Origin of the sequence: Aeribacillus sp. FSL K6-1121 (genome assembly GCF_038003725.1) — a bacterium.
GTDB classification, from domain to species: domain Bacteria; phylum Bacillota; class Bacilli; order Bacillales; family Aeribacillaceae; genus Aeribacillus; species Aeribacillus composti.
The window spans coordinates 2,665,703-2,689,484 of record NZ_JBBOPS010000001.1; the positions used below are offsets into that span (position 1 = coordinate 2,665,703).

Below are 23,782 nucleotides of genomic sequence, written 5' to 3' on the forward strand. Positions count from 1 at the left end.
TGATACATGTTACTTGTTTAAATATTCAATAATTTTGTTAATATCATCATCAATCCCAACACCCGTTAAAAAAGAGACAGTCTGAATAACTGGCACATCCCCAACATTACTTACTGGTGTTGTCGTAACGATTACATCAGCATTTTCAGCTTTTACAGGCACTTCTGCAGCCTTGCATTGTTCAACAGCTACATTGAATCCTTTATTTTTTAAAACTTCTTCAATCTTTTTGGCAACTACAGTAGAAGTGGCAACAGCTGTTCCGCAACATACTAAAATTTTTTTCTGTGCCAAATTTATTCCTCCCTCATATTTTTTGCTATTCTATATTTTTATTATTCTCTTCCAAGATTCCCATTTCCTTTGCGAATTGCTTTTTGATATCATTTCTCACCCAATACCAAATCAACCCATATAGTACTGCGCATATAATTGCAGCAATAAAATAAGGATTTGTTGGGTCCAGTAAACGAACGATGATCCAAGGAATAACATGAGATCCTAAATCAATACCAGAAATCAACGAAGCTCCCTCAGGAAAATCAAAACCTACTGCTCTTCCCATTGTTGTTGCCAATTCCGCTAAATTCGTTGCTATAAAAAGAACAATCATGATCGTAATGATAGCATTAATTAATCCCCTAACAATATTTCCTCTAGCTGCTGCTACAGCCCAAATGACGGTAAAAGGCAGAACCGCTAAATCTGTAAATGGTAACATTTGATTGTATGGAAGAATCACGGCCAAAAGAATCGTTATAGGAACCATAATTAAAGCTACTGCCATATTTGCTGGATTACCAATTACAATAGCAGCATCTAATCCAATATATACGTTTTTTCCAGGAAATTTTTTATTAATGTAATCTCTTGCGCCTTCAGAGATAGGGATCAGCCCTTCCATAAGGAGGGATACCATCCGAGGCAAAAGAACTAACACAGCTGCCATTTGTACGCCAAGTGTTAAAATTCCCTTTAAATCGTAGCCTCCAAGGATACTAATTAGCATTCCTAAAATTAGCCCCATCATCAACGGTTCCCCAAATATTCCAAATCTTTTACTTAAAGTTTCAGGATCTGCATGAATTTTGTTAATTCCCGGTATTTTGTCCAATATTCTATTTGTTGCGTAAGTGATTGGGGCAAAATTGACCGTTTCCGAGTGTGCTAAAGACACGCCTTTTAAGCCAAAATGGTGTTCAACAGCTGGTGCTGTCCAGTCGGCTAGTTTTAATGTAATCGCAGAAACCACTAAACCCACAAACAATGCAAGTATCATATTGTCATAAGCATAATAAGTAACAGAAGCTGCAAAAATTAAATGCCAAAAGTTCCAAATATCAACATTTAAAGTTTTAGTAAAATTAATCGACAATAAAATAACATTTAAAATTAGTACTAAAGGAATCATAAGTGGAGCGACTGGAGTACCAAATGAAATAGCTGCACCTATCGGCCAGCCAACATCTAAAATTCCCAACTCCAAACCAAGTTTTTTGACCATTGCCTCTGTAGCTGGACCTAATGAATTAGTTAAAAGAGTAATGACAAGGTTTACTCCAACAAAACCAATTCCAATTGTCAAAGCAGCCCGAAATGATTTTTTAAATCCTTGTTTTAAAATCAATCCGAAAATTGTCATTATGATAGGCAACATGATGGATGGTCCTAAATCAAGAATAAAATCAACAGCTTGTTTAATCATTTCACCCACCCCCTGTAATAAATAAACATTTAAAACGCTTACATTTTAAAATATTAAAAATTGAATTTATTATCTAATATTTTGTATATTTCAGCTTTTTCTCTAGCATTTTTTAATTTAAACATTTCATCATTATTTTGAAACATTTCCATCAATTTTTCTAACATTGTTAGCTGCTTACTAGGATCTTTAATTGCTAGTATAAAAACTATTTCTACTTCTACAGATTGAGATGGATTTCCCATCATTTGAAAAGTCACAGGTTCACGAAGAACTGCAACACCAACAGTTGGAATGTTAACATGTTCGGGATCCGTATGTGGAATCGCTACCCCCATATTTTCAAGAGGTAAGCCAGTAGAATATACTTTTTCCCTACTTAAAACAGCTTTAAGAAACGATTCCTTCACATAATTCTTTTTTTTCATTTTTTCAAACATATAAGTAATTACATCTTCATTCGTTTTTTTGTCGACATCCAAGCAAATGATATCTTCATCTAGATGTACAAACTTCTCCATAAAACCATCTCCCTATTTCTTTATAAGGAAAGACAATCATTTGGAACATTCTCATCCCCTTTCCAAAAGTTCTTTAATATTACATTTGTTAATAATATTTTAAATTGTTAGAATTATCGAGTCAATACTTTTTAATTAAATTAGAAAAAATAAGAGCTTATTTACAAATTTGTTTTACTAAATGTTAATTAGTATAACAATTGTAAATAAGCCCTTTTTACATCATGCTATTATTTTTTACTTTTGTCTATAATGTTTCTTGCGACGTCAAAAAACGATTCAGATATGGTTGGGTGAGGATGGATCATATTGGCCAGTTCTTCTACAGTGCCTTCCAGGGATATGAAAGAGGAAGCTTCTGAAATCATTTCGGTCACGTGAGGGCCAACCATTGTGACTCCAATTATTTCTCCATATTTTTCATCATACACTATTTTTATAAATCCTGATGTGTCGCCAGAAACAAGCGCTTTTCCATTTCCGGCAAGATCAAATCTTTCAGCCTTTACTTGCAGCCCTTTGCGCTCGGCCTCCTCTTCTGTCAAGCCAACACTAGCTACTTCTGGAAGCGTAAAAATGCACCTGGGAACAACTTTTTCATCCATTTTCCGTTCACAGCCTGCTGCGTTCGATGCGGCAACAATTCCTTCCATATATGCCGCATGCGCCAGCTGATATCCTCCTATGACATCGCCGACAGCATAAATATTCGGATAGCTCGTTTCCATTTTTTCGTTTACTTTAATAAAAGGCCCGTTTTGTTCTAGCTTTAATGCCTGAACGGCAGATAAATTAGGTTTTCTTCCAACGCTTACTAAAAGCGCCTCCCCTTCTACCGATACCGATTCGCCTTTTTCATTTAGACATTCGACAATGGTTTTGTCTCCGTTTTGTTTCACGCTTGTTACTTTCGCATCTGTTAAAATTTGGATTCCTTTTTTCTGCAGCGATTTAGCAAGCGCTTTGGAGGCGTCAGCATCTTCAGTTGGAATAATCCGTCCGGCCATTTCAATGATCGTTACATTTGTTTTTAGACTGGAAAAAATAGTCGCTAACTCCACCCCAACGACTCCGCCGCCAATTATGGTTAGGGAGCTTGGTATTTTTTCAATATCAAAAATGGTATCGCTTGTATAAAAAGACGCAGAATCCAGTCCATCTATTGGGGGAACGGAAGGAGATGAACCGGTTGCCACAATAATTTTGTCTGTTTGAACACGTTCCTCTTTTTTATCCGAAACTACTTTTACAATATTTCCTTCTTCTACAAAGCCTTCTGCCTCATATACATCAATTTTTCCTTGCTTTAACAAAAACATAACACCGTTTCTGAGACGGGAGATGACTTCGTCTTTGCGCTTTTTCATTTTGTCTAATGAAATCGTGATATTGTCCGTTTGAATTCCCCATTCTCTTGATAATTCAATTGCCTCAATAATTTCAGCGTTTTTCAACCATGTTTTGGAAGGGATGCAGCCTCTATTTAAACATGTGCCGCCCAAAAAATCTTTTTCGACTAGCATTACTTTTTTTCCAAACCGAGCTGCATGAAGTGCTGCCATGTAGCCTCCTGGTCCACCGCCAATTACTGCAATATCATACGATTTTGTCAAATTGAGCCCCCTCCTTATAAGATCATTTCATACGGGTTTTCAAGAATGCGTTTTACTTCAGCCAAAAATTCTGCAGCAGGTGCTCCATCTATTACACGGTGATCAAAAGACAGGCTGGCTGTCATCATCGGCCGAATGACGATTTCCCCGTTGACTACTACAGGTTTTTCTTGGGTTCTACCAACACCTAAAATGGCTATTTCCGGCTGATTAATAATCGGTGTAAATACATCTATCGGATACATGCCGAGATTGCTGATCGTAAAGGTAGAGCCTTTAAGCTCGTCAGGCCGGAGTTTTTGTTCCCTTGCACGTTTGCTTAAATCTTTTGCTTCTGCACAAATAGCGGCCAATCCTTTCTGCTCAACTTGTTTAATTACCGGCACCATTAAACCGTCTTTTACCGCAACTGCCACTCCAACATTAACTTCATTTTTATAAATGATTTCATCATGCTCCAAATGAACATTCACTTCAGGGAATCGTGATAAAGCTGTACCGACTGCTTTGATAATAATGTCTGTATAAGTTAAACGGAATCCAGTTTGTTTTTCGACAACCGGAAGAAGCGCTGTTCTCATTTCGATTGCTTTTGTCATATCAATATCGCTGGCCAATGTAACATGTGGAGCAGTAAATGCGCTTTGCACCATTCTGTCGGCAACCACTTTCCGCAATCCGGATAGTTTCTTCCGGACTTCAGGCTGCTGAGCTTTCTGACTTGATGCTTGAATGGCGTTGATAACATCCTGTTTCATCACCTTGCCTCCTGCACCTGAGCCCTGAAGCGCCTTCAAGTCTATATTCTCATGCTCTGCAATTTTTCTTGCCAGCGGCGATGCTTTCGGTTGTGCCTTTTCTGTTTCTAAATATTGCTTCACATCTTTAAGGTGTATGCGTCCTTTTGGCCCGCTTCCTACAATGTTTCGAAGATCCACTTGCGCTTCTTTTGCTAAACGTCTTGCGGCAGGTGTGGCTCGTACTTTACCATTCTTATTGCTTTTTACTTCGACAGCGTCTTCGTTTGTTTCAGACTGTTCAGTCTTTTCACCGGATTGTTCGTTTGATTCCTCTGATAAAGCCGGCGGCTCGTCAGGAACCTTTTCCCCCGGTTCGCCGATATATCCGATCACTTGATTGACCGGAATTTGGTCATCCGGTTGGAAATATTTTTTCAACAATATTCCTCTGTCATATGCCTCAACTTCAATATTGATTTTATCGGTCATTATCTCAAATAACGGTTCGCCGATATCAACGGATTCTCCTTCTTCTTTAAACCATTGAAGGAGTGTGCCGACTTCCATCGTACTGCTCAGCTTCGGCATAAAAATTTCTTTTGCCATCGGTTCTCCCCCCTTTTTATTTAAATTGAACCGTTTCTTTTACTGCTTTTATAATATCCGGTACTTGCGGGACAGCTGCTTTTTCTAGATTCGGATTATAAGGAATAGGGACAGGCAGCCCGCCAAGACGTTTGATTGGGGCATCGAGATAATCGAAGGCCTCGCTCTCTGCAATGACACTAGCGATTTCACCGCCATATCCTCCGCGTTTTACAGCTTCATGGACGACTACAACTCTACCTGTCTTTTTCACAGATTCGACGATCGTTTCTTCATCCAGCGGGACAAGCGTTCTTGGATCGACAATTTCGACGTCAATTCCTTCTTTTTCAAGCTCTTTTGCCGCTTCTAATGCTTTATGCACCATAATCGCTGTTGCAACAATCGTCACATCTTTACCTTCCCGTTTAATATCCGCTTTTCCTAATGGAATCGAGTATTGTTCTTCTGGAACGTGGCTTTTTGTTTTGTAAAGGAGTTTGTGTTCGTAGAAAATAACTGGATTATCATCGTCAATCGCTGCTTTTAATAATCCTTTTGCATCGTAAGCTGTTGACGGCTGTACGACTTTCAGCCCCGGAATGTGCGCCATCCAAGCTTCTAAACTTTGAGAATGCTGGGCAGCTGCGCCTGTACCTGATCCGGCAGGAGTTCTTACAACCATTGGAACTTTCCCCTTACCTCCGAACATGTATCGGAGCTTTGCAGCTTGGTTCACAAGCTGATCCATAGCGATTGTGATGAAATCTGAAAATTGAAGCTCCAAAATCGGCCGCATGCCTGTCAGCGCTGATCCGACAGCCGCACCTGCAATGGCCGCTTCAGAAATTGGCGTATTTCTCACGCGTTCCGGACCAAATTCCTCGATCATCCCCCGCGTGACACCAAATGCACCGCCGTAAACCCCGATATCCTCGCCTAATATATAAACATCTTCATTTTTTCTCATTTCTTGACTCATTGCTTCTCGAACTGCTTCTAAATAAGTGATCTCTCTCATCGCTTTTCCCCTCCCTAAATTTACGCATAAACGTCTTCAAGCAATGTATCAACAGACGGTTCTGGACTGTTTTCCGCAAATTTAACAGCGTCTTCAATTTCCTGGAATGCTTCTTCTCTCAGCTGTTCAGCCTTTTCTTCTGTTAATACTCCTTTGTCAATCAAGTACTCTTTAAACCGTTTGATCGGATCTTTTTTTCTCCACTCTTGCTCTTCTTCACGAGTGCGGTATTTTTTTGCATCGCTTTTTGAGTGGCCTTTCCATCGATATGTTTTTGCTTCAATCAGCACAGGGCCCTTCCCTGATCTGGCATGTTCAACAGCTTCATAAACTGTATTCATCACTTCAAGCATGTCGTTTCCATCGATTACTTTGCCTGGAATACCGTAAGCCTGTGCACGATCTGCTATATTTTCAATATTGAACATCTCTTTTACAGACCCGCTCATTCCGTATTGATTGTTCTCGCAAATGAACACAACTGGAAGATCCCAAATGGAAGCAAGGTTTAATGATTCATGGAAGCTTCCTTCATTTGCTGCACCATCTCCGAAGAAGCACAATACAACATACCCCTCATTTTTCATCTTTGAAGTTAATGCCGCACCGACTGCCAAAGGAATGCCTCCGCCAACAATTCCGTTTGCCCCTAGGTTTCCTTTCTCTACATCTGCAATGTGCATGGAACCGCCTTTCCCTTTACAGTATCCGGTCACTTTGCCAAACAGTTCGGCCATCATTCTATCGACTGTTGCACCTTTAGCAATGCAATGGCCGTGACCCCTGTGTGTGCTGGTAATTTTATCTTTCTCTTGCAAAACGGCAATTGATCCTGCTGCTGTTGCTTCTTGTCCTACACAAAGGTGAGTCGTTCCATGAATCATCCCTTTTGCAAAAAATTGGTCGACTTTTTCATCAAAATATCGAATCAGCCACATTTGTTTATACAATTCAACTAATCTTTCATCCGTTATAAATGCTGGAAGTGCATGATTACTCATTTCTTCCACCTCTCCTTTACATTTGTTCTTTATAGTTACTTTTGTAATAAATATAGAGTTTTTTCCGAAAATAGTCAAGGAATATCTATATAAGCTTATTTATTGGAGTCTTTCAAAATAGTGGAAGTACTCAAGCTTCTTTCTTTTGTTTGGTAAACTAAAGATAATCGAGGGGCTGCAACCATGTTTTATGCAAAAAAAATGGCTGCCAATTTGTAGTTATGGCAGCTCAGCTCTTTTAGACAAAATAGAAAACATACGAAATCAAGCAGAGAAAAACGGTTTATTGTTTTTTACTTGATTTATTTTGGGACTTATCAAACACCATCTTACACATATGATTAATTTTTTTAGGTCAAAGCATTTCCGCTGTTTTTTCATCTGTAATTAACACATTTATTAACTTCCCTTTTAAAACGGCTTTGATCGCATCGACTTTTTCCAGTCCTGCTGCCACTCCAATCACAAACGGAATTTCTTTTAATTTTTCAATATTAAAAGAAATGATTTTATCATTCCAAATATTTGAAGGGGCGCTTCCGTTTTCATCGATAAACTTATAGCAAATATCGCCAACAGCATCGAGTTCATTAAAATATTGTCTATATTTTTTTCCCAGCTCTGATCTCGTAATGGTTGAGTGTTTAGGTGAACCGCCGATTCCTACAAGGATGATATCCGCTTTTTCGGCAAGGTTAAAAATGCTTTGTATAGATGTTTGGGTCATAAACAATTCCTTATCTTTTTTGCTGTCAGCCATCACAGGGGCATGGAGAAGCTTATAATTTGCCTTCAATTTTTCAGCAAACATCGAAACAAGAACATTGGCATGTATATCTACCCGTTCATCCCCCATTCCTCCTACAATCGGAACAAAGGTCGTGGAGGAATAATTAAGGTTAGCTGGCATCTGCTTCGCAACAGAAAGCAATGTCGTGCCAGAAGAAACCCCGACAATTTGTCCGTCTTTCAATATCCTTAATAAATATTTGCTCGCATATTCCCCGATATTTTCCAAATCCGGTCCGTTTCCTAGATTCGGAACGCAAATGACTTCCCGAAGTCCATATTTTTTTTCAATTCTTGCTTCTATATTCATGAGAGGATGATGGGAGCCGTCATGAATTTTAATTTCAACAATTCCCAATTCTCTTGCTTTTGATAAATATTTTGAGATCAGCGACCGGCTTACACCGAACACTTTTGCGATTTCTGATTGTGTAGCTCCTTCCGCATAATACATATGAGAAATTTTCACAAGCAGCCTTCTATCTTCCAATAATTCCCCACTTCTTTCTATAAAATCTAGGTTCGTATTAAATTATAATGGTAACAGAAAGAAAATTGTTATTTTTCAAAGCGAATTTCTTTTCCAACTTCGATATGTGGGAATGTAAAAGGCTCGACAAAAACAGCTCCTGGAAGCACATGTTCATTTGGTTTGGAAAAATAGATCGAAATATGGCCTAATTCCTTTAAATTTTTGTTTGCTGCCGAGCCGACTGCTGTGATGAAATATTCTTGATCGCCCCATATAATTTTTCCGCCCTCAACAAGCGGCTCATCCGACACATCGCCTTCAAATTCATGAATAACAGATACTTCTCTAAGCTCTTGAGGAGCATTAGGCCCAAAGAGAATTAAAACTTTTTCTTCTTCAAATGATGGGACTAGAGTACCGATTTCACGAATAATCGTTTTCGACATCTTATGATCCTCCTTGAAATCCTATTCATTATTGATACATGCCGATGCTTGCGGCATATGCGATTAAAACTGCAAGAACTCCTGTGATTAAACGGCTGTACAATACAGCTGGCACACCGTATTGAATCGTTTCTGGCTTCGCTTCTCCAAGAGACAAACCGACAGGGACAAAATCCGCACCAACTTGGCCATTAATGGCAAATAGAGCCGGCAAAGCAAATTGAGGCGGAATGTTGCCCGCTGCAATTTGGCTTCCAATTAATACCCCAATGACTTGCGCAATAACAGCTCCAGGACCTAACACCGGTGACAGAATCGGGATTGTACATACGATAACGATGACGATCAATCCCCATAAAGAACTGGCAAGAGGAGAAAGAGTATTAGCGATCAAATCACCGATTCCCGTATAATTAATTATACCTATTAACATACTAACAAAAGCCATAAATGGAATAATATTTTTAATCAGCATATCAACAGAATCGCGTCCCGCCTGATAAAAAGTACCAGTTACTTTTCCTATTCCTCTTGAAAACTTCATTAATATATTTTCATTGTTTTCACGGTGTTCCTTTTTTACTTGTTCGTATTGAGCTTTAAATGCTTCCTTATCCTTCACATTGAATTTTGGACTGTCTTCTTGCTGCTCCGTTTCCGAAGCATCCGTCTGAATGTTTTGTTCTTCTGCTTCGTCCGCAAGATAAATATCCTTCACAGTAACACCCGACACAAAAATATCTTCAGTAATATGTTTTGCCAAAGGACCAGAAGGTGAAGACGGGAGAATATCAACGGTTGGGATCCTTTTCATAGGATACAAACCAATTCTGGCTGTTCCGCCGCAGTCAATCACGACACACATCATTTCATCTTCCGGAACTGAATTTTTAAAACCATCTACAGCCTCTGTACCAGTTAATTCGGCTATTCTCGCTGCCACAGGATGGATGCCGCCGCCTGTAATGGATACAACTTTTTGTTTCTTTCCTTTTGGCTCAATGCGCAAACCTTTTCCCCAGCCGCCAGAACCTTTTGCAACAAAAACAGCTCGTTTTGACATATGTTCTCCTCCTCTTTAAAATTTGAACTCGCTTTCATCTTTGTCCAAAATTTAAGATTTCGCTTCCATTCTGCGCGCCAAAAATTTTGTTATATATTCCGTAATAATTCCGCGCAATAAAATAACTACGATCCCTACGAGAAAATAACGAACAGCAAGCTCTGACATAGAATAGCCGGCTTCTTTTATTCCGTTGGCTATTCCTAAATAGACAAATAATTCTCCTGCGTTTGCATACGGGAACAACGCCGTCACCGGATGAACAAACGATACAGCTGAATCATAAAACGCCGGTTTTTGCTTTTCTGGCAAAAAGCGTCCGAACGTATAACACATCGGGTTTGTTAACAGCAATACTGATAATATCGGCATGACAGTATATCGTAACAGCATATACTTCGAAGCAAATTGTATCGCTCTATTAACCCGCTCTTCACCAATAAATTTAATAACTGCATAAGTAAATGTAAGCAAAACAACCAAAGTCGGGATAATGCCTGTAAACATACCCATAAACGTTTCTCCGCCAGCCTGGAACATTCCGATAAAATGTTCACCAATCCATTTCAACCATTCCATCTTTCACTTCTCCTTTCAGCGCATTTTATATTGAAAGCTTTTTCTTTGAAATGGAAACGATAGCATTTTCGGCCGCCATTGATAAAGCCGCCAAAAATGAAGGGATTTGCCTCTTTTTTCCTGCAGCATTTTCTGTGAATTCATGGTGATCATCCAAAATTTTGGCTACATGATGGCCAATGTATTTTTCATATTTTTTAAACTTTGAGAAAACTGAAATACCTTTTAGAATATAGCAATCTTCTATAACATAATCTTTGTTCACTACAATCATTGCCATAGCGCCGGGACTAAATTTTCGCCGATTCATGCCTGAGTACAAAAAATACCCTTCTTTACCCTTGTAATGGCTTACAATTTTGTCAACATATTTTTTATAATGTCTGACTTGTATAATTGTCGCCACATATTGAACTAGCAAAATCATGGATAAAATGATTGCAAGCTTCAAAAAGAATCACCCCCTTTGCGCTGCACAAATGCATTTTTAGTTAGAAAAAAGATGATCTTGAAGAGATCTTAATTTCCAAACGGTTGTAGATGGATCTAACTCGACATCATCTAATGTTAAAAATTGACCTTGTTTAATGGAACGTTTTGCAACAATGTTTCCACTGATTAAACCGATTGGGATGTGTGAATTTTTCTTCATCTCTTGATGAGTTTCAAGCACGCCTCTTACTGAGTAGCCGCCGATGCCATCAATGGCTTCTCCTGCTTGAATATCGCGCTTGGCAACAGCGACTGTTTCTGAAACTGGAGCCCCTAATGGATGAATCGATGTATCGTGTTGCAATACTGCTTTTGCAATCGTAATAGGAGTTTCTAAACTTGCTAGATGATAAGGCCGGTAAAGAACGTAATGAGGACCTTTGCCAACTTTCAAATATCTTAATTCTGCATCTACAGGTTCTAATTCGCTTTTCACAATGACAAACACGCCCGGTGCTAATCCGTTTACATATTCAACTACTCCGAATTGACTTAAAACACCGCCGTTTTCTTGTAAATTCAACTTGTCGGCAACCGTTTCCAAATTTGCTTCCACGCCGTGCATACCAATTTTATCTGGAATGAGACCTGTAGCGTTGCTTAATAAATTCATTTCAGCCATTGTTTTTGTGCCGTCTTGGAACGCTGCAAGCATATGGGCGCTCATATGTTTTTGAGCAGCTTCTTCCTTGCATGTATCCGGATTGGCGTTTGGTATGAACGGGTTGTTTTTCCCTTTCCCAGCAACAAGCACTTCAAGACCCATTGTCTTCGCAAACTCATACAGTTCAAGCGTTGCTGCCGGTTCATCTCCCGCAGATCCTGTATAAACTAATCCGGCTGATGTAAACAAATTGTGCATAATTGATCCAATTGTAATATCTACTTCAACGTTAAGCAGCACTAAATGTTTTCTAGATCTTAATGCTTCCAGTGAAATGTTTGCACCAACTTCAGGAACCCCTGTAGCATCTACAATGACTTCTACTTCATCAGATTGAATCACTTTTCGGTAATCACTGCTGACAAGAACAGGATGTTTTTTCGTTAATTTCGATTGATAATAGCTGCTGGCTCTTTCTGCCGCTTCAATATTGACATCACAAATCCCTCTGACTTCCATGCCAGGTATGCGTGAGATTTGGGAAATCAGGCCGAATCCCATTTGCCCTGCACCAACAACACCTACTTTAATTGGCTGGCCGTCACGTTCCCGTGAAAGCAACTCTTGATAAATAGACATGTTTCCAGCTCCTTCTAGGCAATTTTTTGTCGTATGTGCATGTACCCTGTAACATTTGTTACGACTTATAACATTTGTTAATCGTTTGTAATCCTTATTATATTCCAGATGTTTAAAAAGTCAATAAATTCTTGAAAGTATTTTTCAAACTTTTTATACTTTGAAATACATATTAAAATTTGGTTATAATGATTTAAATCGTCGAAGATGTTTTATCAATTGTTGGCGTTGGAAACATTTTTATAGAAGGAAATGAATGCAGGTTTGAATAATATACTTAGTGTAGAGAAAGATCTTGGGAATTTCATCCTTCATAAAAAGAGGTGAAGAAACATGGAAATAAAAGAAATGGAAGCAACGTTGTTTTGCATTCATTGCAATGAGGAGCAAGATCATATCATTACTTACATTAACGATAAAATTTCAAGGATTGAATGTGCAAACTGCCATCACTCAGTTGAAATAAAAATTGACTTATTAAACGAATTTTACCATGAGGTGTATGAAAAAATTGTTCATAAACCAGCTGAGATTACAGAGGAATATCGGAATGACCTCAGTAAATTTTTGCTTTCCCTTCCGATCCGGATCATAAAAAAGCCTTACAGCATTTATAAATATATGAAGCAAACACGAGATGTTTTTAAAACATTTAAAGAGAAGCAAAAACGGAAAAAGTAGCTTTTTTCGGCTTTCCATGCAGTTTAAATCTCCGAATCCCTTAAATGTTTACAGCCTCTTTACCTGGATTTATGCCGATTAATTGCCGGTAGTTAATAAAAAAGCAATACGGCAATTTCAACGAAATTTTTCTCCATTTTCCCCCATTTAGCTTGACGAGCAGAAAACGTTAATTTTGAATTAATAAAAAAGGGGTAGCAGCTTTTAGAAGAGAATATAATAAGTATGAATAGCCAAAGATTTATTCGGCATAAGTAGACATGGTTCGACTTAGTGATGTAAAATGATTCTGAATAGGGGAAACATGTTTTCTAGTCATTTCTTCGGAATGGAGCTTTCCCTTATTAATATTTTGTATTTTCATGCATTTGCAAATGAATTTGATTTAAAATTGGACTTTTACGTTTACTTTTTTTAATTGCGATTATGCTGTTTCTAAATAAAAACAAACATTTGGGTTAAAAGGGTTCTATACCAAATGTTGAGGTAGAAGAAATTTCTTAAAAAATAAAAAAGCATTTACGAAATGCTCTCTTTTATAATGAAAGTGGCAAAACCTCATTAAAAAGGAGACTTCGTAAATGCAAGACTATTTGCATCCCAGAGCTGATTGGATTGGAAAATGTAATGGCGTCAAAGATTGTGGAGACAGATACGCACCTTGAATTTTTCTCGAAACCAAACCTTGTTATCAACATGGCCCTCAATGCTGGAAGAGGCAAGATCCATTCATGATTATGTCTGCAGAAGATTCGAGATATCAAGTTTCGTGGAATGTATGCGTACCTCATTCTGAAAAAGCGTCGTTATAAATGTACATCTTGCGGAAAACGTTTCTTTGAATTATATGCCTTTTAGGGCGTTATCAGCGTCATACGAAATTTGTCCTTCAAGCTCTTCTTATCAAAAGGAGAACGGCCAATTTTAAGGAAGTGTCTAAAGATATTGGATGATGATACTCAACGGTTATTCGATATTTTGACCGTTATGATACTTATGAAAGCCACTCATTACCACGAATTTTAGCCCTTGATGAGATCAAGTGGACAACCGAAAAAGGAACATATCAATGTGTCATTGGTGACCCTCAAGGCTACAAGGTATTGGATGTCATTCAAGACTGAAAGTTGGTCCAAGTTAAAAGATTATTTTCGCTCTTTACCGATTTATCATATTCAAATGGTAGTCATGGATATGTGGCAGCCGTATAAAATTTTGGCCCAACAACTCTTTCAAAATTCGATTATCATCGTGGACCAATTCCATTATGCGCGCCAAAACTTTTGGGCACTCGAACCAAGACAAAGATCGAAACTCGATGAAAAAGTTGCGGTTTCTCTTCCATAAATCGAAAAAAAAGCTCATCACACGTAAACAGGAACTCTCAATATTATTTAGAGTTGCCCCCGATTTAAGGAAAGCTTACCAAGTGATAGAAGTCTTTAAAAAATAGATGACACAAAATAATGAGCGAAATGCAAGGTCAAACTTAGAACTGCTGTATTAAGCTATTGATAAATCGGGACTGAATGAGAAACGAATCTTTAAAAGCTGGGAAAAAGAAATTATCCATTCATTTATTTATCCCTACACCAACGGTTATTTAGAAGGGATTGACAATAAAATTAAAGTGATGAAACGAATTTCTTATGGTATTCGCAACTTTGATCGACTCAGAAATAAGATATTATGCTCACTTATCTAACTTTCATACATATAAAAGAGGTGCTCTTCACATCAAGTACACCCAATAATTGACATAGAACCGTTAAAGGAAGGTGAAATGATCATGATGATTGGTGATCGCATAAAGCAGCTTAGAAAAAACAAAGGTCTTACGCTATCTGAACTGGCTGAACAAGCAGGGGTGGCAAAATCTTATTTAAGTTCTATCGAACGGAATCTTCAATCAAACCCCTCTGTCCATTTCTTGGAAAAAATATCATCCGTTTTAGATGTTCCTGTTAATACATTAATAAATGGGGAAAATGAAGAAAATACGAATGTTCTTGATCCTGAATGGATGTTATTAGTACAGGAAGCAATGAATTCCGGAGTATCGAAAGAAGAATTCCGTCAGTTTTTAGAATTTACAAAAAAATGGAAATTACAGGAAAAGAAAGATCTAAATGTTAACTAAAATTTTTATATTTGTTTAGAAAAATGAACCTCTCTTCGGTTATGATTTTTTTGCTTATATTCCGCAAGGGCGGCAGAATATTTTAATACATTGCGACAGAATATTCCTTCCATGGAAGTAAGATCAGAACGACATGATGGGCACAACCATTTTCTTTCAGAGCAGCTGCTATATGAAAAACGCAGACAATTAGGACAATATTTTTTGTACACCGCTTCCTCCAAGCGCTTCATAACTCATGAAGCTGATCTTTATGTTTATTTCGTTTTTGAAAGAAAAAAATGGCTCCCATCGCGAAAAACATTATCCCAACAAGAATAAATGCATAAAAGTTTGTCGCAGTATTTGGCAAAAGTAAACCTTCATTATTCCCGCTGCCATACGTTTGAATACTGCCTAAAGAAGAATTTGCCTGAAAAACAATTTTAAAAGAAGTTTCTAACCCTTGATATTCATTTCCTAACTGTTCAGGAAATGTGATTAAAAATGTCAACTGGTCTTCTTTGGAACTTTGGATATTTCGCGGTGTAAAACCTTTAAAATCTTTTAACAATCCTTTAAACAAAAGATTTTTTTGACCATCTTTAACCTCTAAAGTTAAAGCATCAAATAATTTTTTTGATCCTTTTATATTTTCAATTAAAGTATTATATTGTATATCAGCATTTTCAACATTCTCGATAATGACCGTTCTTTCAGCCCAATCGCCTGGTTTCATGTTTTCTACTTGAAATAGCATATGGTTTGAATGAAGATTTTTTAAAGCGATACCTATTTGTGTTTCAGCGCTGAAATTTTGAACTTGCATTATGAGCCAGACAAATAAAAAACATATGAAACATCGTCCAATTGATTTGACCATGTATTTCCTCCATTATTGATTTTGAGAATGGTTGAAGTCTTCTTTTGCAGTTGATTGCTTCAAATTTTTATCAATTTCTGCAAGTGCCCGAAAAATGCTGATTAATGAGTAGCTGAACAGAATAATGCCTGGTATGATTAAAAGAATAACGCTTCCTTGTTTAGAATTGGCGAAATTCATAAAATAGCCAATATATGGGATGGTAATGCCTGTATATTTAGCAACAACATTTTTACTTAACACAAGTTCGGAATCTGCTTCCTCATTATTATCCCCTTTTGTCTGGTACATAACTTCATTGCCATTTTTGACAACCTTTATAATTCTATGTGTTACAAACACGTTTTCATCTGCTTGAAATGTAATGATGTCGCCTTCTTTGTATTTTTCCGTTTCTTTTTCAGGTTTTACAACGATCACGGAACCAGTCTGTATACTAGGTTCCATTGATCCTGAAAGAACAATTTTTAATTGATGTCCGAAAAATTTAGGCTCCCCGCCTGAAGCTTTTGACGAAATGACTGTGAATAACATGATGATTAATGAAGCCAGCAGCATGACCGATATCGTGTTGCTGATCCATTTAACAACTTTTTTCATTTTTTTACCCATTCCTTTCGCTTTGCTCAAGACACAAAACGTAATGAAATAATTGTAATCACTTTACTGTAAAGGTGGTTCGTTTTGCTCTAAAGCATTTGAAACTTGTTCTTGTTTTGCTGATTGCTGTTCTTTCAGGTGAATGTCATTTGATTTTGTTTCGGTTTTATTCTGTTCTATTTGTTGCGCTCCATTTTCTTTCATTTCATCTTTTGAATGATTTTCTTGATTCTCATTTTCTTTCATTAACGTTTCGTTGGATTGCTCTTTCTTTACTTCGTTTTCTTTCCCATTATTTTCCCGTATAGGTTCTTCCACTGGAAGTTGTTTTTGTTCTTGTTTCGAATGTTCGGATGGTTGAGCTGCCTTATCTTCATTAAGGTTTTGATCTGAGTCATTCGCAGGTTGATCAAGTTGTTCGTTCTTTTTGCAAATTACTTGAATGTTTTTGCTCCAAACATCATCATTTGTATTCATTAAAACGTTAAATTTATAATTTCCAGGTTTTTCGGCATTGTATGCTAATTGGAATTGACTCTTACTTTTTAATGCTGGAATCTTTCCTTGACTTATTTTTTCTCCATTCATTGGATCTCCTTGAGCAATGAAATATATTTCATAATGCAATGCTTCCGCTAAATCATCCCCTTCATTTTGAGCAACAGAAGATATTCGAACTTTCCCGCACGATTGAATGACCTTGTCTTTATCGTCCACAAAGCGCAGCAGAATGGATTTGTCCTCTTCAGGAATTGTTGCAGCAAGAAAACCGGTTATGGCTACTGTTTTATTAAAACTGGCCCCGGTGTAGGAACTAGCAAAGTTGAATGTTATGAAAAGAAAGTAACAAATTGCGACGATTTTGAACATTATTATCAAATGCATTTTCTTTTGCCCAAATTTTTTTACTCGTGAGTACCGAATTTCTCTCACCACCGTTTCAACTTTTAGCAATCAAGGGAAGTTGGCAGTTCCCCGCCTTCTCCCCTATATTGATAGCTATCTTGCTTCACCTGCTTCTTGCTTCGCGTCAAATTTCCAAGTTAGTTTTAAAGAATCGCCTTGGAAACGATTTTGATCTTGATTGTTGTCTACAAAGACGAATTTAACTTTGAACTTATCCGTTTCATTTGGATCTAAACCGCCAATATTCCACCAGAGCCATTCATCCTGCACTAAATCCGGCTTTAGATTTTTAAGCTGTGCCAACGTTTTTTCATAAACAATAACTTCCTTATTGCTCACATTCTTTAAAATTTGCACCTTAATATGATTGCCGAAATCATCGCCGTTATTGTCATTTTTCGCATCCGTTACAGTATAATCTGTCTCAAGAAGAACTTTAGAAATACCCAAACTTCCGCTGTTCTTTAATGTGAATTCACGCTCCATCCAATCCCCAGGCTTTAAGTTGTTGACATTAATAATTGTTTGCGGATCAAGAGTTAAATCTAATGTACCTGCTGCAAATGTGTTATTGGAGGTTTCAACATCATTAAAGTAGGCATATGTACCTCCCCCGATTAAAGATAAACCTAAAGCCGCAGTTGCTACACCCATTCCCAACTTTTGTTTAATACCCATTTTTTAAATCCTCCTCATAAGAAATATAATTAAGACTGTGTTCTTTATAACGAACACAACTTAAATATAATTGAACTCTATCATGTTGTAAACCCCTTTTTTAAAAATATTTTTATTTTTTTTTACAAATAAATCGTTCTTTATAATGAATTGTTAGAATAATGCAGTTATCTCTTGAATAAAACTATTAAATTAGAAGTATATCAGTAAAAGGTTATTTACTAATTTTTAAGGCTCATTTCCCATTCTGATAATCAAACAATTCAAGAAAAGGATTATAAACGCAGCTTGCGATCTAACTTTCATACGAGGCGCGCTGCAAGGGCACCTCAATAATTCACGTAGAATCTATAAAAAAAATAGCAGCACAAACCATGGCCGTGGTCTGCACTACTATTGTTAGTAGGTTTTTTCAACCCTTTTGTTTATGGACTGCCGTTATCCGTTGATTGCTTTTCAGATTGTGATTTTCCGTTCGGATTGGTTGTGCCAGCTCCTTTTCCTGGATCATTATTACTGCTTGATCCACTGTCATTCCCGTTGCTATTCGAGCCGCCGTTTCCATTATTATTTGATCCGCCAGTTCCGTTATCTCCTCCTGGTGGTTTTTGGCCGTTTCCTTGGCCGCTTCCGTTGTTAGCTGGTGGTTGTGGCTGCGGCTGTTCATTGGCAGGAGGCTGATTTGGCTGCTCTATTTCTTTATTATCTTCAGGCTGCTCTTTGTTGTCCTCAGAATTTTCTTGCTGCTCTTTATCCATGTCATTTTGATTGTTCTCTTCTTTTGGCTCCTGATTTTGCTCCTGATTTTCCTCTTCTTGTTTTTGCTCCTGTTCATTATCTTTTACTTGATCCTGTTTTTGATCCTCTTTTTTATCCTTTTCTTTTTGTTTTGGAATTGCTGGGATTGGAGTTCCCCTTACAAATAATTCAGTTCGGCCGCCAATCACTCTTTCGACGACGCTGTCCGGTTTTTCAAAATCAGGTGTTTCTATTTTTTCAGAAACGTGAGACATGATTTCTTTAAAAATAAGTCTTGAAATCTTCGCCTTCTCGTTTGTCACATACGTTTCCTGAGTCGTCTGGTCGTATCCCGTCCAAACCGCAGCCGCATAACGAGTCGTGTAGCCGACAAACCAGGCATCAGATGTTCCATCTCCTCGTATATTTTCCGGCAAGTTGGTTGTTCCTGTTTTTCCTGCTAGCGGAAGTCCTGGAATGTTCGCCAGTCGCCCTGTTCCTTCTTTCACGACGGTTTTCAACATATCGGTCATCATGTAGGCGGTATAGTCGCTCATCGCCTTCACCGGTTTGGAAGAAAGATCGATTTCTTTACCGTTTGGATACACTACTTTCCTTACCGTAAAAGGCTTATGATAAACGCCCTCATTTCCAAAAGCGGCATACGCCCCAGCCAATTGAAGCGGGGACACACCTTTATTAAAGCCTCCGATCGCATATGAAGGATAGATCTGATCGAGCGGGATTCCGAGTTTTTCCGCAAATTCTTTTGCCCGGTCTTCCCCTACCTCCAAAAATGCTTTTACAGCCGGTATATTGTAAGACCATTGTAGCGCCTTTCGCATCGATATACTGCCGCGATATTGACCGTCCCAGTTTTTGATTTCTTTGCCATGGATGGTGAGCGGCTCGTCAATGAACTGTTTATATGTAGACCATTTGAAATGTTCGATTCCCGGGCCGTAATCCAAGATCGGCTTAATCGTCGAACCTGGCTGTCTTTTCGTTTGTGTTGCGTAGTTAAAACCTCTTTGTATTTCTTGATCTGAGTTGCGGTTTCCGCCAATTGCCCTGACGGCACCAGTCTGTGTATCAAGTAGCACGACTCCTGCCCGGAACTGATCGTCTGGATAATAAATGTATTGATCAGTTGTCAGCACTTTTTCTGTAAATTTTTGAGCTTCCGGATCAAGGGTTGTATAAATTTTTAAACCGCCCGTATAGATATCCTTTTCCGATATTCCGGCATCAACAATATCTTTGATGACTTGATCGATAAACGCTTGATATTTCGGCCCTTCTTTTTTCTTCTTTAATAATTTCTCAACCGGGATCGCTTTCGCATCTTGCTCTTCTTTTTCGGTAATAAAGCCATGCTTCCTCATTAACGACAATACTATATTTCTTCTTTTTTCAGCTAAATCCGGATTTTTAAATGGATCGTATTCGCTCGGTCTTTGCGGCAGCCCCGCCAACAGCGCCGCTTCACTAATCGTCAGCTTTTTCACGGATTTGTTAAAATATGTTTCTGCCGCTGTCGCAACCCCGTATGCTCCTTGACCGAAATACACTTTATTTAAATACATTTCAAGAATGTCTTCTTTTGAGTAGCGTCGTTCCAACTGAACAGCCAAGTAAGCTTCTTGTATTTTTCGCTTGAGCGTTTTTTCAGGCGTTAAGAATGAATTTTTGACTACCTGCTGGGTAATCGTACTTCCGCCTTCAGCGCCGAATCCTTCTTTTACATTCGCAACGGTTGCACCTGCGATTCGTTTAAAATCGATTCCATTATGCTCAAAAAACCGCACATCTTCTGTTGCGATAAACGCATTTTGTACATTTTTCGGTATATTTTCGATTTTGATGATTTTCCGATGTTCGCTTCCTGATATATCTCGCACTTTTTCATTATACATATCATAAACGGTTGAGGATAACGGATCTTTCAGTAATTTCGGGTCTAGTGCAGGGGCGCTTATAATGTAAGACAATACCACGATACCGCCCGCAGTCATCATTACGATAATCGCAAGAATAAAGGCTGTCATGATTTTTATGAGCGGAGATTTTTTAGAAGCTGATTTCTTTTTTTGACGTTTCTCCATACGCGTCTGATATTGATCTCCCATTTCCGTCTCCTCCTAACCTGTATAGAAGGTAATCTATAAATAATACACGATTAAGATTATACGGATTACGAGAAGATTTTTGTGGTGGAATTTGTCGGCAACAGACAATTTTTTTTACAAAAAAAATTATAACACTTATTTGAACTACTCTTAAAATAAAACACTTTTTAGAATAGTACCCCTGTTTTGAAAAAGATTTGCGAACCTTCATAACATTCCTCTTCATTTAGGAAGTGTTTTATCGAACAGATCGTAATAAGTTCCTACTAAATAGAGGAAAAATCGACCTTATCTTTGCTCCGTAAATATCTTCGAAGTTCAAGAGTATTGCTATTTACCATAAATTGTAACAGTTTTATAGCAATGAGTTTTTTCATTATTCTTTGATGAATCGAAAGAATATTATATACTAGAAACATATTTATTTTTTTACTTAAACGCAGAAAAGCGTAAAACCTGAAAAGCGATTAAGTAAAAAAGTATGCTGCCAGTTATTCTAGTATATTTTTCATAATGGACAGAAAGGCATGAACACCATGGAAAAAGATCAAACATTAAAAAAAGGGTTATTACCTCGACATGTTCAGTTTATTGCGCTAGCAGGCATGATTGGAACAGGAATTTTTAAAGGGAGCTCAGATACATTAAATATTGCCGGCCCAAGTGTTGTAATAGCTTACTTATTAGGAGGCCTTTTATTATTTATTGTCATGACGGCACTGGCTGAGATGGCGATTGTTTATCCGAACTTAAACGTTCAGCATCTTGTTTATAAAGCTTTTGGCTTCCATATATCCTTTATTGTAGGATGGCTTTATTGGATCAATTGGATTGTTGTCACCGTTGTTGAAATTTTAGCAGCAGGAAGCTTTCTGAAATATTGGTTTCCAACCGTACCGTTATGGCTTTTAAGTCTCCTTTGTATGGTTTTAATCGTTGGAATGAATTTGTTTCAAGTAAAGTACTATGGTGAAATTGAGTTTTGGTTTGCAGGAATTAAAATTTTCGCATTAATCGCTTTCATTTTATTAGGCTTTGGCATTTTGTTTGGAATTATTCCGAGCAATATTGATGATCCTTTTTCTAACTACACGGCACACGGCGGGTTCTTTCCTTATGGAATTGGAGGAATGTTAAGCGCCTTTTTAGTCGTCATGTTTTCATACGGCGGGGCTGAGTTAATCGGTGTTGCGGTCACAGAAACAAAAGATGCAGAAAAGGTTTTGCCAAAAGTCATTAAAGGAACGATGTGGAGAGTTATTCTCTTTTATATGCTTCCTATTCTTATTATTTGTGGTTTAATGCCGTGGAATCAAGTGACAGGGGAAGACAGTCCATTTGTCCAAGTATTGAGCATCACAGGGCTTCCTGGAGCCGCTCATATTATGAATTTTGTCCTTATTACTGCTGTTTTATCAGCGGCGAACTCAGGGATTTACGCAACTTCCAGAACATTATATTCCATGGCTCAAAACGGTGAAGCGCCAAAAAGATTTTTAAAGATTTCCAAACAAGGAATACCGATCAACTGTATTACCGTTACGGCTATCTGTATTTTATTTGGGGTATTTTTAGCTTATATGACTCCAGACCGAGTCATCAGCTATTTAATGACGATACCTGGTTTTACGATTATTTTATTATGGACAAGCATTTGTCTGGCTCAGCTAAAGCTTCGTTCTCAGTATAAGGAGAAACCATATTTCCAAGTAAAATGGTTCCCATACACAACGATAGTAGCCACCGTTTCATTATTGGTCATCTTTTTCTCTTTTATCTTTAATAAGAAAAATATGATCGGTTCTACTGTTTGCCTTGTCATCTTAGCACTGCTCACCATATTTTCTTTTATGAATAAAAACAGAAAAGAAAAAAGTGATAAAAATAACAAGGATAAGGTAGAAAGTCCGTAAAATAAGGACATTAAAAGACTCATTCGTAACTCTGTCAAAAAAATGCAGTGTCTTGAAAAATGCACATGATAACAAATTTTAGGGGGGGGAAACCTTCCCCTGTCAGACAGTCGATTATAAACGGCTTTAGCCCTTTAGAACACAGGGCTAAAGCCGTTTTTATAATAGTTTTCCCACCGGAAGACGGGAATAGGAAACATTATGATAGGTCAAGATAACAGATTATTTTTTCAACTTCTCGGAAACAAGATATGCTACGAGCACGTATCGTTCCGGCGCGGAGCCGATAAAATGAAACGGATAACATGTACTGACAGTTAACGTAGCCCTCGGTTTCGGAACGATCACGGTCCGGTCGTCTTTATCAACGATCCGAACCTTATAGATTTTATAAGTAAATTCTCCAGCTGAAGTTGTGACGATTAACTCGTCTCCTTTTCCTACTTCCCCCAGCCTACGAAACACGGTGTCGCGATGACCGGAAAGAACCGAATTGTCTGCCTCTCCTGGCAATACGCTTCCTGCAAAATGACCGACCCCTTTTTCAAGCTCTTCTTCGTTCGTTCCATGGTATATCGGAAGTACTGCATTTAGTTTTGGAATAAACAGCTCTCCTATTTGCTCCCCAATTTTAGGTCGTGTCGGATATAAAACCTTTTCTGCCTTCATATTTTTTTCTGGGGCCGGCTGTTGAGCTTCCGCCTTCTGTTTCGTTTCAGAATGGGTCTCAGGCAGTAGCATTCCTTTGAAAAGTTTATAGCTATTTGCGGCTGAAAACCATAGGCCGGCTAATATAATCATTGATGCAAAGAAAAGAAGAAACAACCGCTTGTTTCGGCTGCTTCTTTTTGTAGTTTCCAGCATA

General features: G+C 38.0%; 25 protein-coding genes. 6 read left to right on the forward strand and 19 right to left on the reverse strand.

Features of this window, described 5'->3' with window-relative positions; genetic code table 11:
• Positions 1-9: 9 nt before the first annotated feature.
• The 13 genes from NSQ61_RS12925 to NSQ61_RS12985 form a co-directional block, all read right to left on the reverse strand.
• A complete protein-coding gene (locus NSQ61_RS12925) occupies positions 10-294 on the reverse strand; it encodes a PTS sugar transporter subunit IIB (protein WP_066246917.1) in 285 nt (94 codons plus the stop codon).
• Between the two features lie 25 nt (positions 295-319).
• Positions 320-1,705, reverse strand: coding sequence for a PTS galactitol transporter subunit IIC (locus NSQ61_RS12930; protein ID WP_066246919.1), 1,386 nt, complete (start codon positions 1,703-1,705; stop codon positions 320-322).
• Positions 1,706-1,758: 53 nt separating this feature from the next.
• Positions 1,759-2,226, reverse strand: coding sequence for a PTS sugar transporter subunit IIA (locus NSQ61_RS12935; RefSeq protein WP_340789556.1), 468 nt, complete (start codon positions 2,224-2,226; stop codon positions 1,759-1,761).
• 230 nt (positions 2,227-2,456) lie between these two features.
• Positions 2,457-3,839 carry a dihydrolipoyl dehydrogenase gene (gene lpdA / locus NSQ61_RS12940; RefSeq protein ID WP_340807238.1) on the reverse strand — a complete coding sequence of 461 codons (1,383 nt, stop codon included), beginning with the start codon at positions 3,837-3,839 and terminating at the stop codon, positions 2,457-2,459.
• Between the two features lie 14 nt (positions 3,840-3,853).
• Positions 3,854-5,185, reverse strand: a complete 1,332-nt coding sequence (locus tag NSQ61_RS12945; RefSeq protein ID WP_340807240.1) for a dihydrolipoamide acetyltransferase family protein — start codon at positions 5,183-5,185, stop codon at positions 3,854-3,856.
• Between the two features lie 16 nt (positions 5,186-5,201).
• Entirely contained in the window at positions 5,202-6,185 is a 984-nt protein-coding gene (locus tag NSQ61_RS12950; RefSeq protein ID WP_063386333.1) for an alpha-ketoacid dehydrogenase subunit beta, read from the reverse strand.
• 20 nt (positions 6,186-6,205) lie between these two features.
• The gene (pdhA, locus tag NSQ61_RS12955; RefSeq protein WP_066246927.1) at positions 6,206-7,186 is read right to left on the reverse strand and encodes a pyruvate dehydrogenase (acetyl-transferring) E1 component subunit alpha; all 981 of its coding nucleotides are present in this window, start codon (positions 7,184-7,186) and stop codon (positions 6,206-6,208) included.
• A gap of 355 nt (positions 7,187-7,541) precedes the next feature.
• Entirely contained in the window at positions 7,542-8,465 is a 924-nt protein-coding gene (locus NSQ61_RS12960) for a sugar-binding transcriptional regulator (RefSeq protein WP_232515658.1), read from the reverse strand.
• Positions 8,466-8,533: 68 nt separating this feature from the next.
• Positions 8,534-8,893: a PTS glucitol/sorbitol transporter subunit IIA gene (locus NSQ61_RS12965; RefSeq protein ID WP_063386335.1), complete on the reverse strand. Its 360-nt coding sequence runs from the start codon at positions 8,891-8,893 to the stop codon at positions 8,534-8,536.
• A 28-nt stretch (positions 8,894-8,921) separates the two neighbouring features.
• The gene (srlE, locus tag NSQ61_RS12970; protein ID WP_327848374.1) at positions 8,922-9,956 is read right to left on the reverse strand and encodes a PTS glucitol/sorbitol transporter subunit IIB; all 1,035 of its coding nucleotides are present in this window, start codon (positions 9,954-9,956) and stop codon (positions 8,922-8,924) included.
• Between the two features lie 51 nt (positions 9,957-10,007).
• Positions 10,008-10,535: a PTS glucitol/sorbitol transporter subunit IIC gene (gene srlA, locus NSQ61_RS12975; protein ID WP_066246929.1), complete on the reverse strand. Its 528-nt coding sequence runs from the start codon at positions 10,533-10,535 to the stop codon at positions 10,008-10,010.
• 25 nt (positions 10,536-10,560) lie between these two features.
• Positions 10,561-10,986 (reverse strand): transcriptional regulator GutM, encoded by a 426-nt coding sequence (locus NSQ61_RS12980; RefSeq protein ID WP_242009285.1) that lies wholly within the window; start codon positions 10,984-10,986, stop codon positions 10,561-10,563.
• 36 nt (positions 10,987-11,022) lie between these two features.
• Positions 11,023-12,270, reverse strand: coding sequence for an NAD(P)H-dependent oxidoreductase (locus NSQ61_RS12985; protein WP_340807245.1), 1,248 nt, complete (start codon positions 12,268-12,270; stop codon positions 11,023-11,025).
• A 333-nt stretch (positions 12,271-12,603) separates the two neighbouring features.
• Here NSQ61_RS12985 and NSQ61_RS12990 point away from each other — a divergent pair, with 333 nt between their 5' ends.
• The 5 genes from NSQ61_RS12990 to NSQ61_RS13005 all read left to right on the forward strand — a co-directional run bounded on the left by NSQ61_RS12990 (position 12,604) and on the right by NSQ61_RS13005 (position 15,091).
• A complete protein-coding gene (locus tag NSQ61_RS12990; protein WP_094245065.1) occupies positions 12,604-12,951 on the forward strand; it encodes a bh protein in 348 nt (115 codons plus the stop codon).
• 750 nt (positions 12,952-13,701) lie between these two features.
• Positions 13,702-13,809 carry a hypothetical protein gene (locus NSQ61_RS20320; RefSeq protein ID WP_412674951.1) on the forward strand — a complete coding sequence of 36 codons (108 nt, stop codon included), beginning with the start codon at positions 13,702-13,704 and terminating at the stop codon, positions 13,807-13,809.
• Positions 13,810-13,983: 174 nt separating this feature from the next.
• Complete coding sequence (locus tag NSQ61_RS12995) at positions 13,984-14,298, forward strand: transposase (RefSeq protein ID WP_094245063.1); 315 nt, start codon at positions 13,984-13,986, stop codon at positions 14,296-14,298.
• A 178-nt stretch (positions 14,299-14,476) separates the two neighbouring features.
• A complete protein-coding gene (locus tag NSQ61_RS13000) occupies positions 14,477-14,656 on the forward strand; it encodes a transposase (RefSeq protein WP_257790174.1) in 180 nt (59 codons plus the stop codon).
• Between the two features lie 87 nt (positions 14,657-14,743).
• Positions 14,744-15,091: a helix-turn-helix domain-containing protein gene (locus tag NSQ61_RS13005; protein WP_094246424.1), complete on the forward strand. Its 348-nt coding sequence runs from the start codon at positions 14,744-14,746 to the stop codon at positions 15,089-15,091.
• Between the two features lie 229 nt (positions 15,092-15,320).
• On the opposite strand, the gene NSQ61_RS13010 is transcribed toward NSQ61_RS13005, so the two are convergent.
• The 5 genes from NSQ61_RS13010 to NSQ61_RS13030 form a co-directional block, all read right to left on the reverse strand.
• Positions 15,321-15,953 carry an LPXTG cell wall anchor domain-containing protein gene (locus NSQ61_RS13010; RefSeq protein ID WP_094245062.1) on the reverse strand — a complete coding sequence of 211 codons (633 nt, stop codon included), beginning with the start codon at positions 15,951-15,953 and terminating at the stop codon, positions 15,321-15,323.
• Between the two features lie 12 nt (positions 15,954-15,965).
• Positions 15,966-16,553, reverse strand: coding sequence for a signal peptidase I SipW (sipW, locus tag NSQ61_RS13015; RefSeq protein ID WP_094245061.1), 588 nt, complete (start codon positions 16,551-16,553; stop codon positions 15,966-15,968).
• A 63-nt stretch (positions 16,554-16,616) separates the two neighbouring features.
• A complete protein-coding gene (gene tapA, locus NSQ61_RS13020; RefSeq protein ID WP_094245060.1) occupies positions 16,617-17,507 on the reverse strand; it encodes an amyloid fiber anchoring/assembly protein TapA in 891 nt (296 codons plus the stop codon).
• A gap of 45 nt (positions 17,508-17,552) precedes the next feature.
• The gene (locus tag NSQ61_RS13025) at positions 17,553-18,137 is read right to left on the reverse strand and encodes a CalY family protein (RefSeq protein WP_094245059.1); all 585 of its coding nucleotides are present in this window, start codon (positions 18,135-18,137) and stop codon (positions 17,553-17,555) included.
• A gap of 425 nt (positions 18,138-18,562) precedes the next feature.
• Positions 18,563-21,004, reverse strand: a complete 2,442-nt coding sequence (locus NSQ61_RS13030) for a PBP1A family penicillin-binding protein (protein WP_340807248.1) — start codon at positions 21,002-21,004, stop codon at positions 18,563-18,565.
• Between the two features lie 536 nt (positions 21,005-21,540).
• On the opposite strand from NSQ61_RS13030, the gene NSQ61_RS13035 reads away from it, so the two are divergent.
• Complete coding sequence (locus NSQ61_RS13035) at positions 21,541-22,917, forward strand: amino acid permease (protein WP_340808124.1); 1,377 nt, start codon at positions 21,541-21,543, stop codon at positions 22,915-22,917.
• Between the two features lie 222 nt (positions 22,918-23,139).
• Here NSQ61_RS13035 and NSQ61_RS13040 read toward each other — a convergent pair whose 3' ends face one another.
• On the reverse strand, positions 23,140-23,781 hold the full coding sequence (locus tag NSQ61_RS13040; protein ID WP_340789542.1) for a class D sortase: 642 nt from the start codon (positions 23,779-23,781) through the stop codon (positions 23,140-23,142).
• Position 23,782 lies beyond the last annotated feature (1 nt).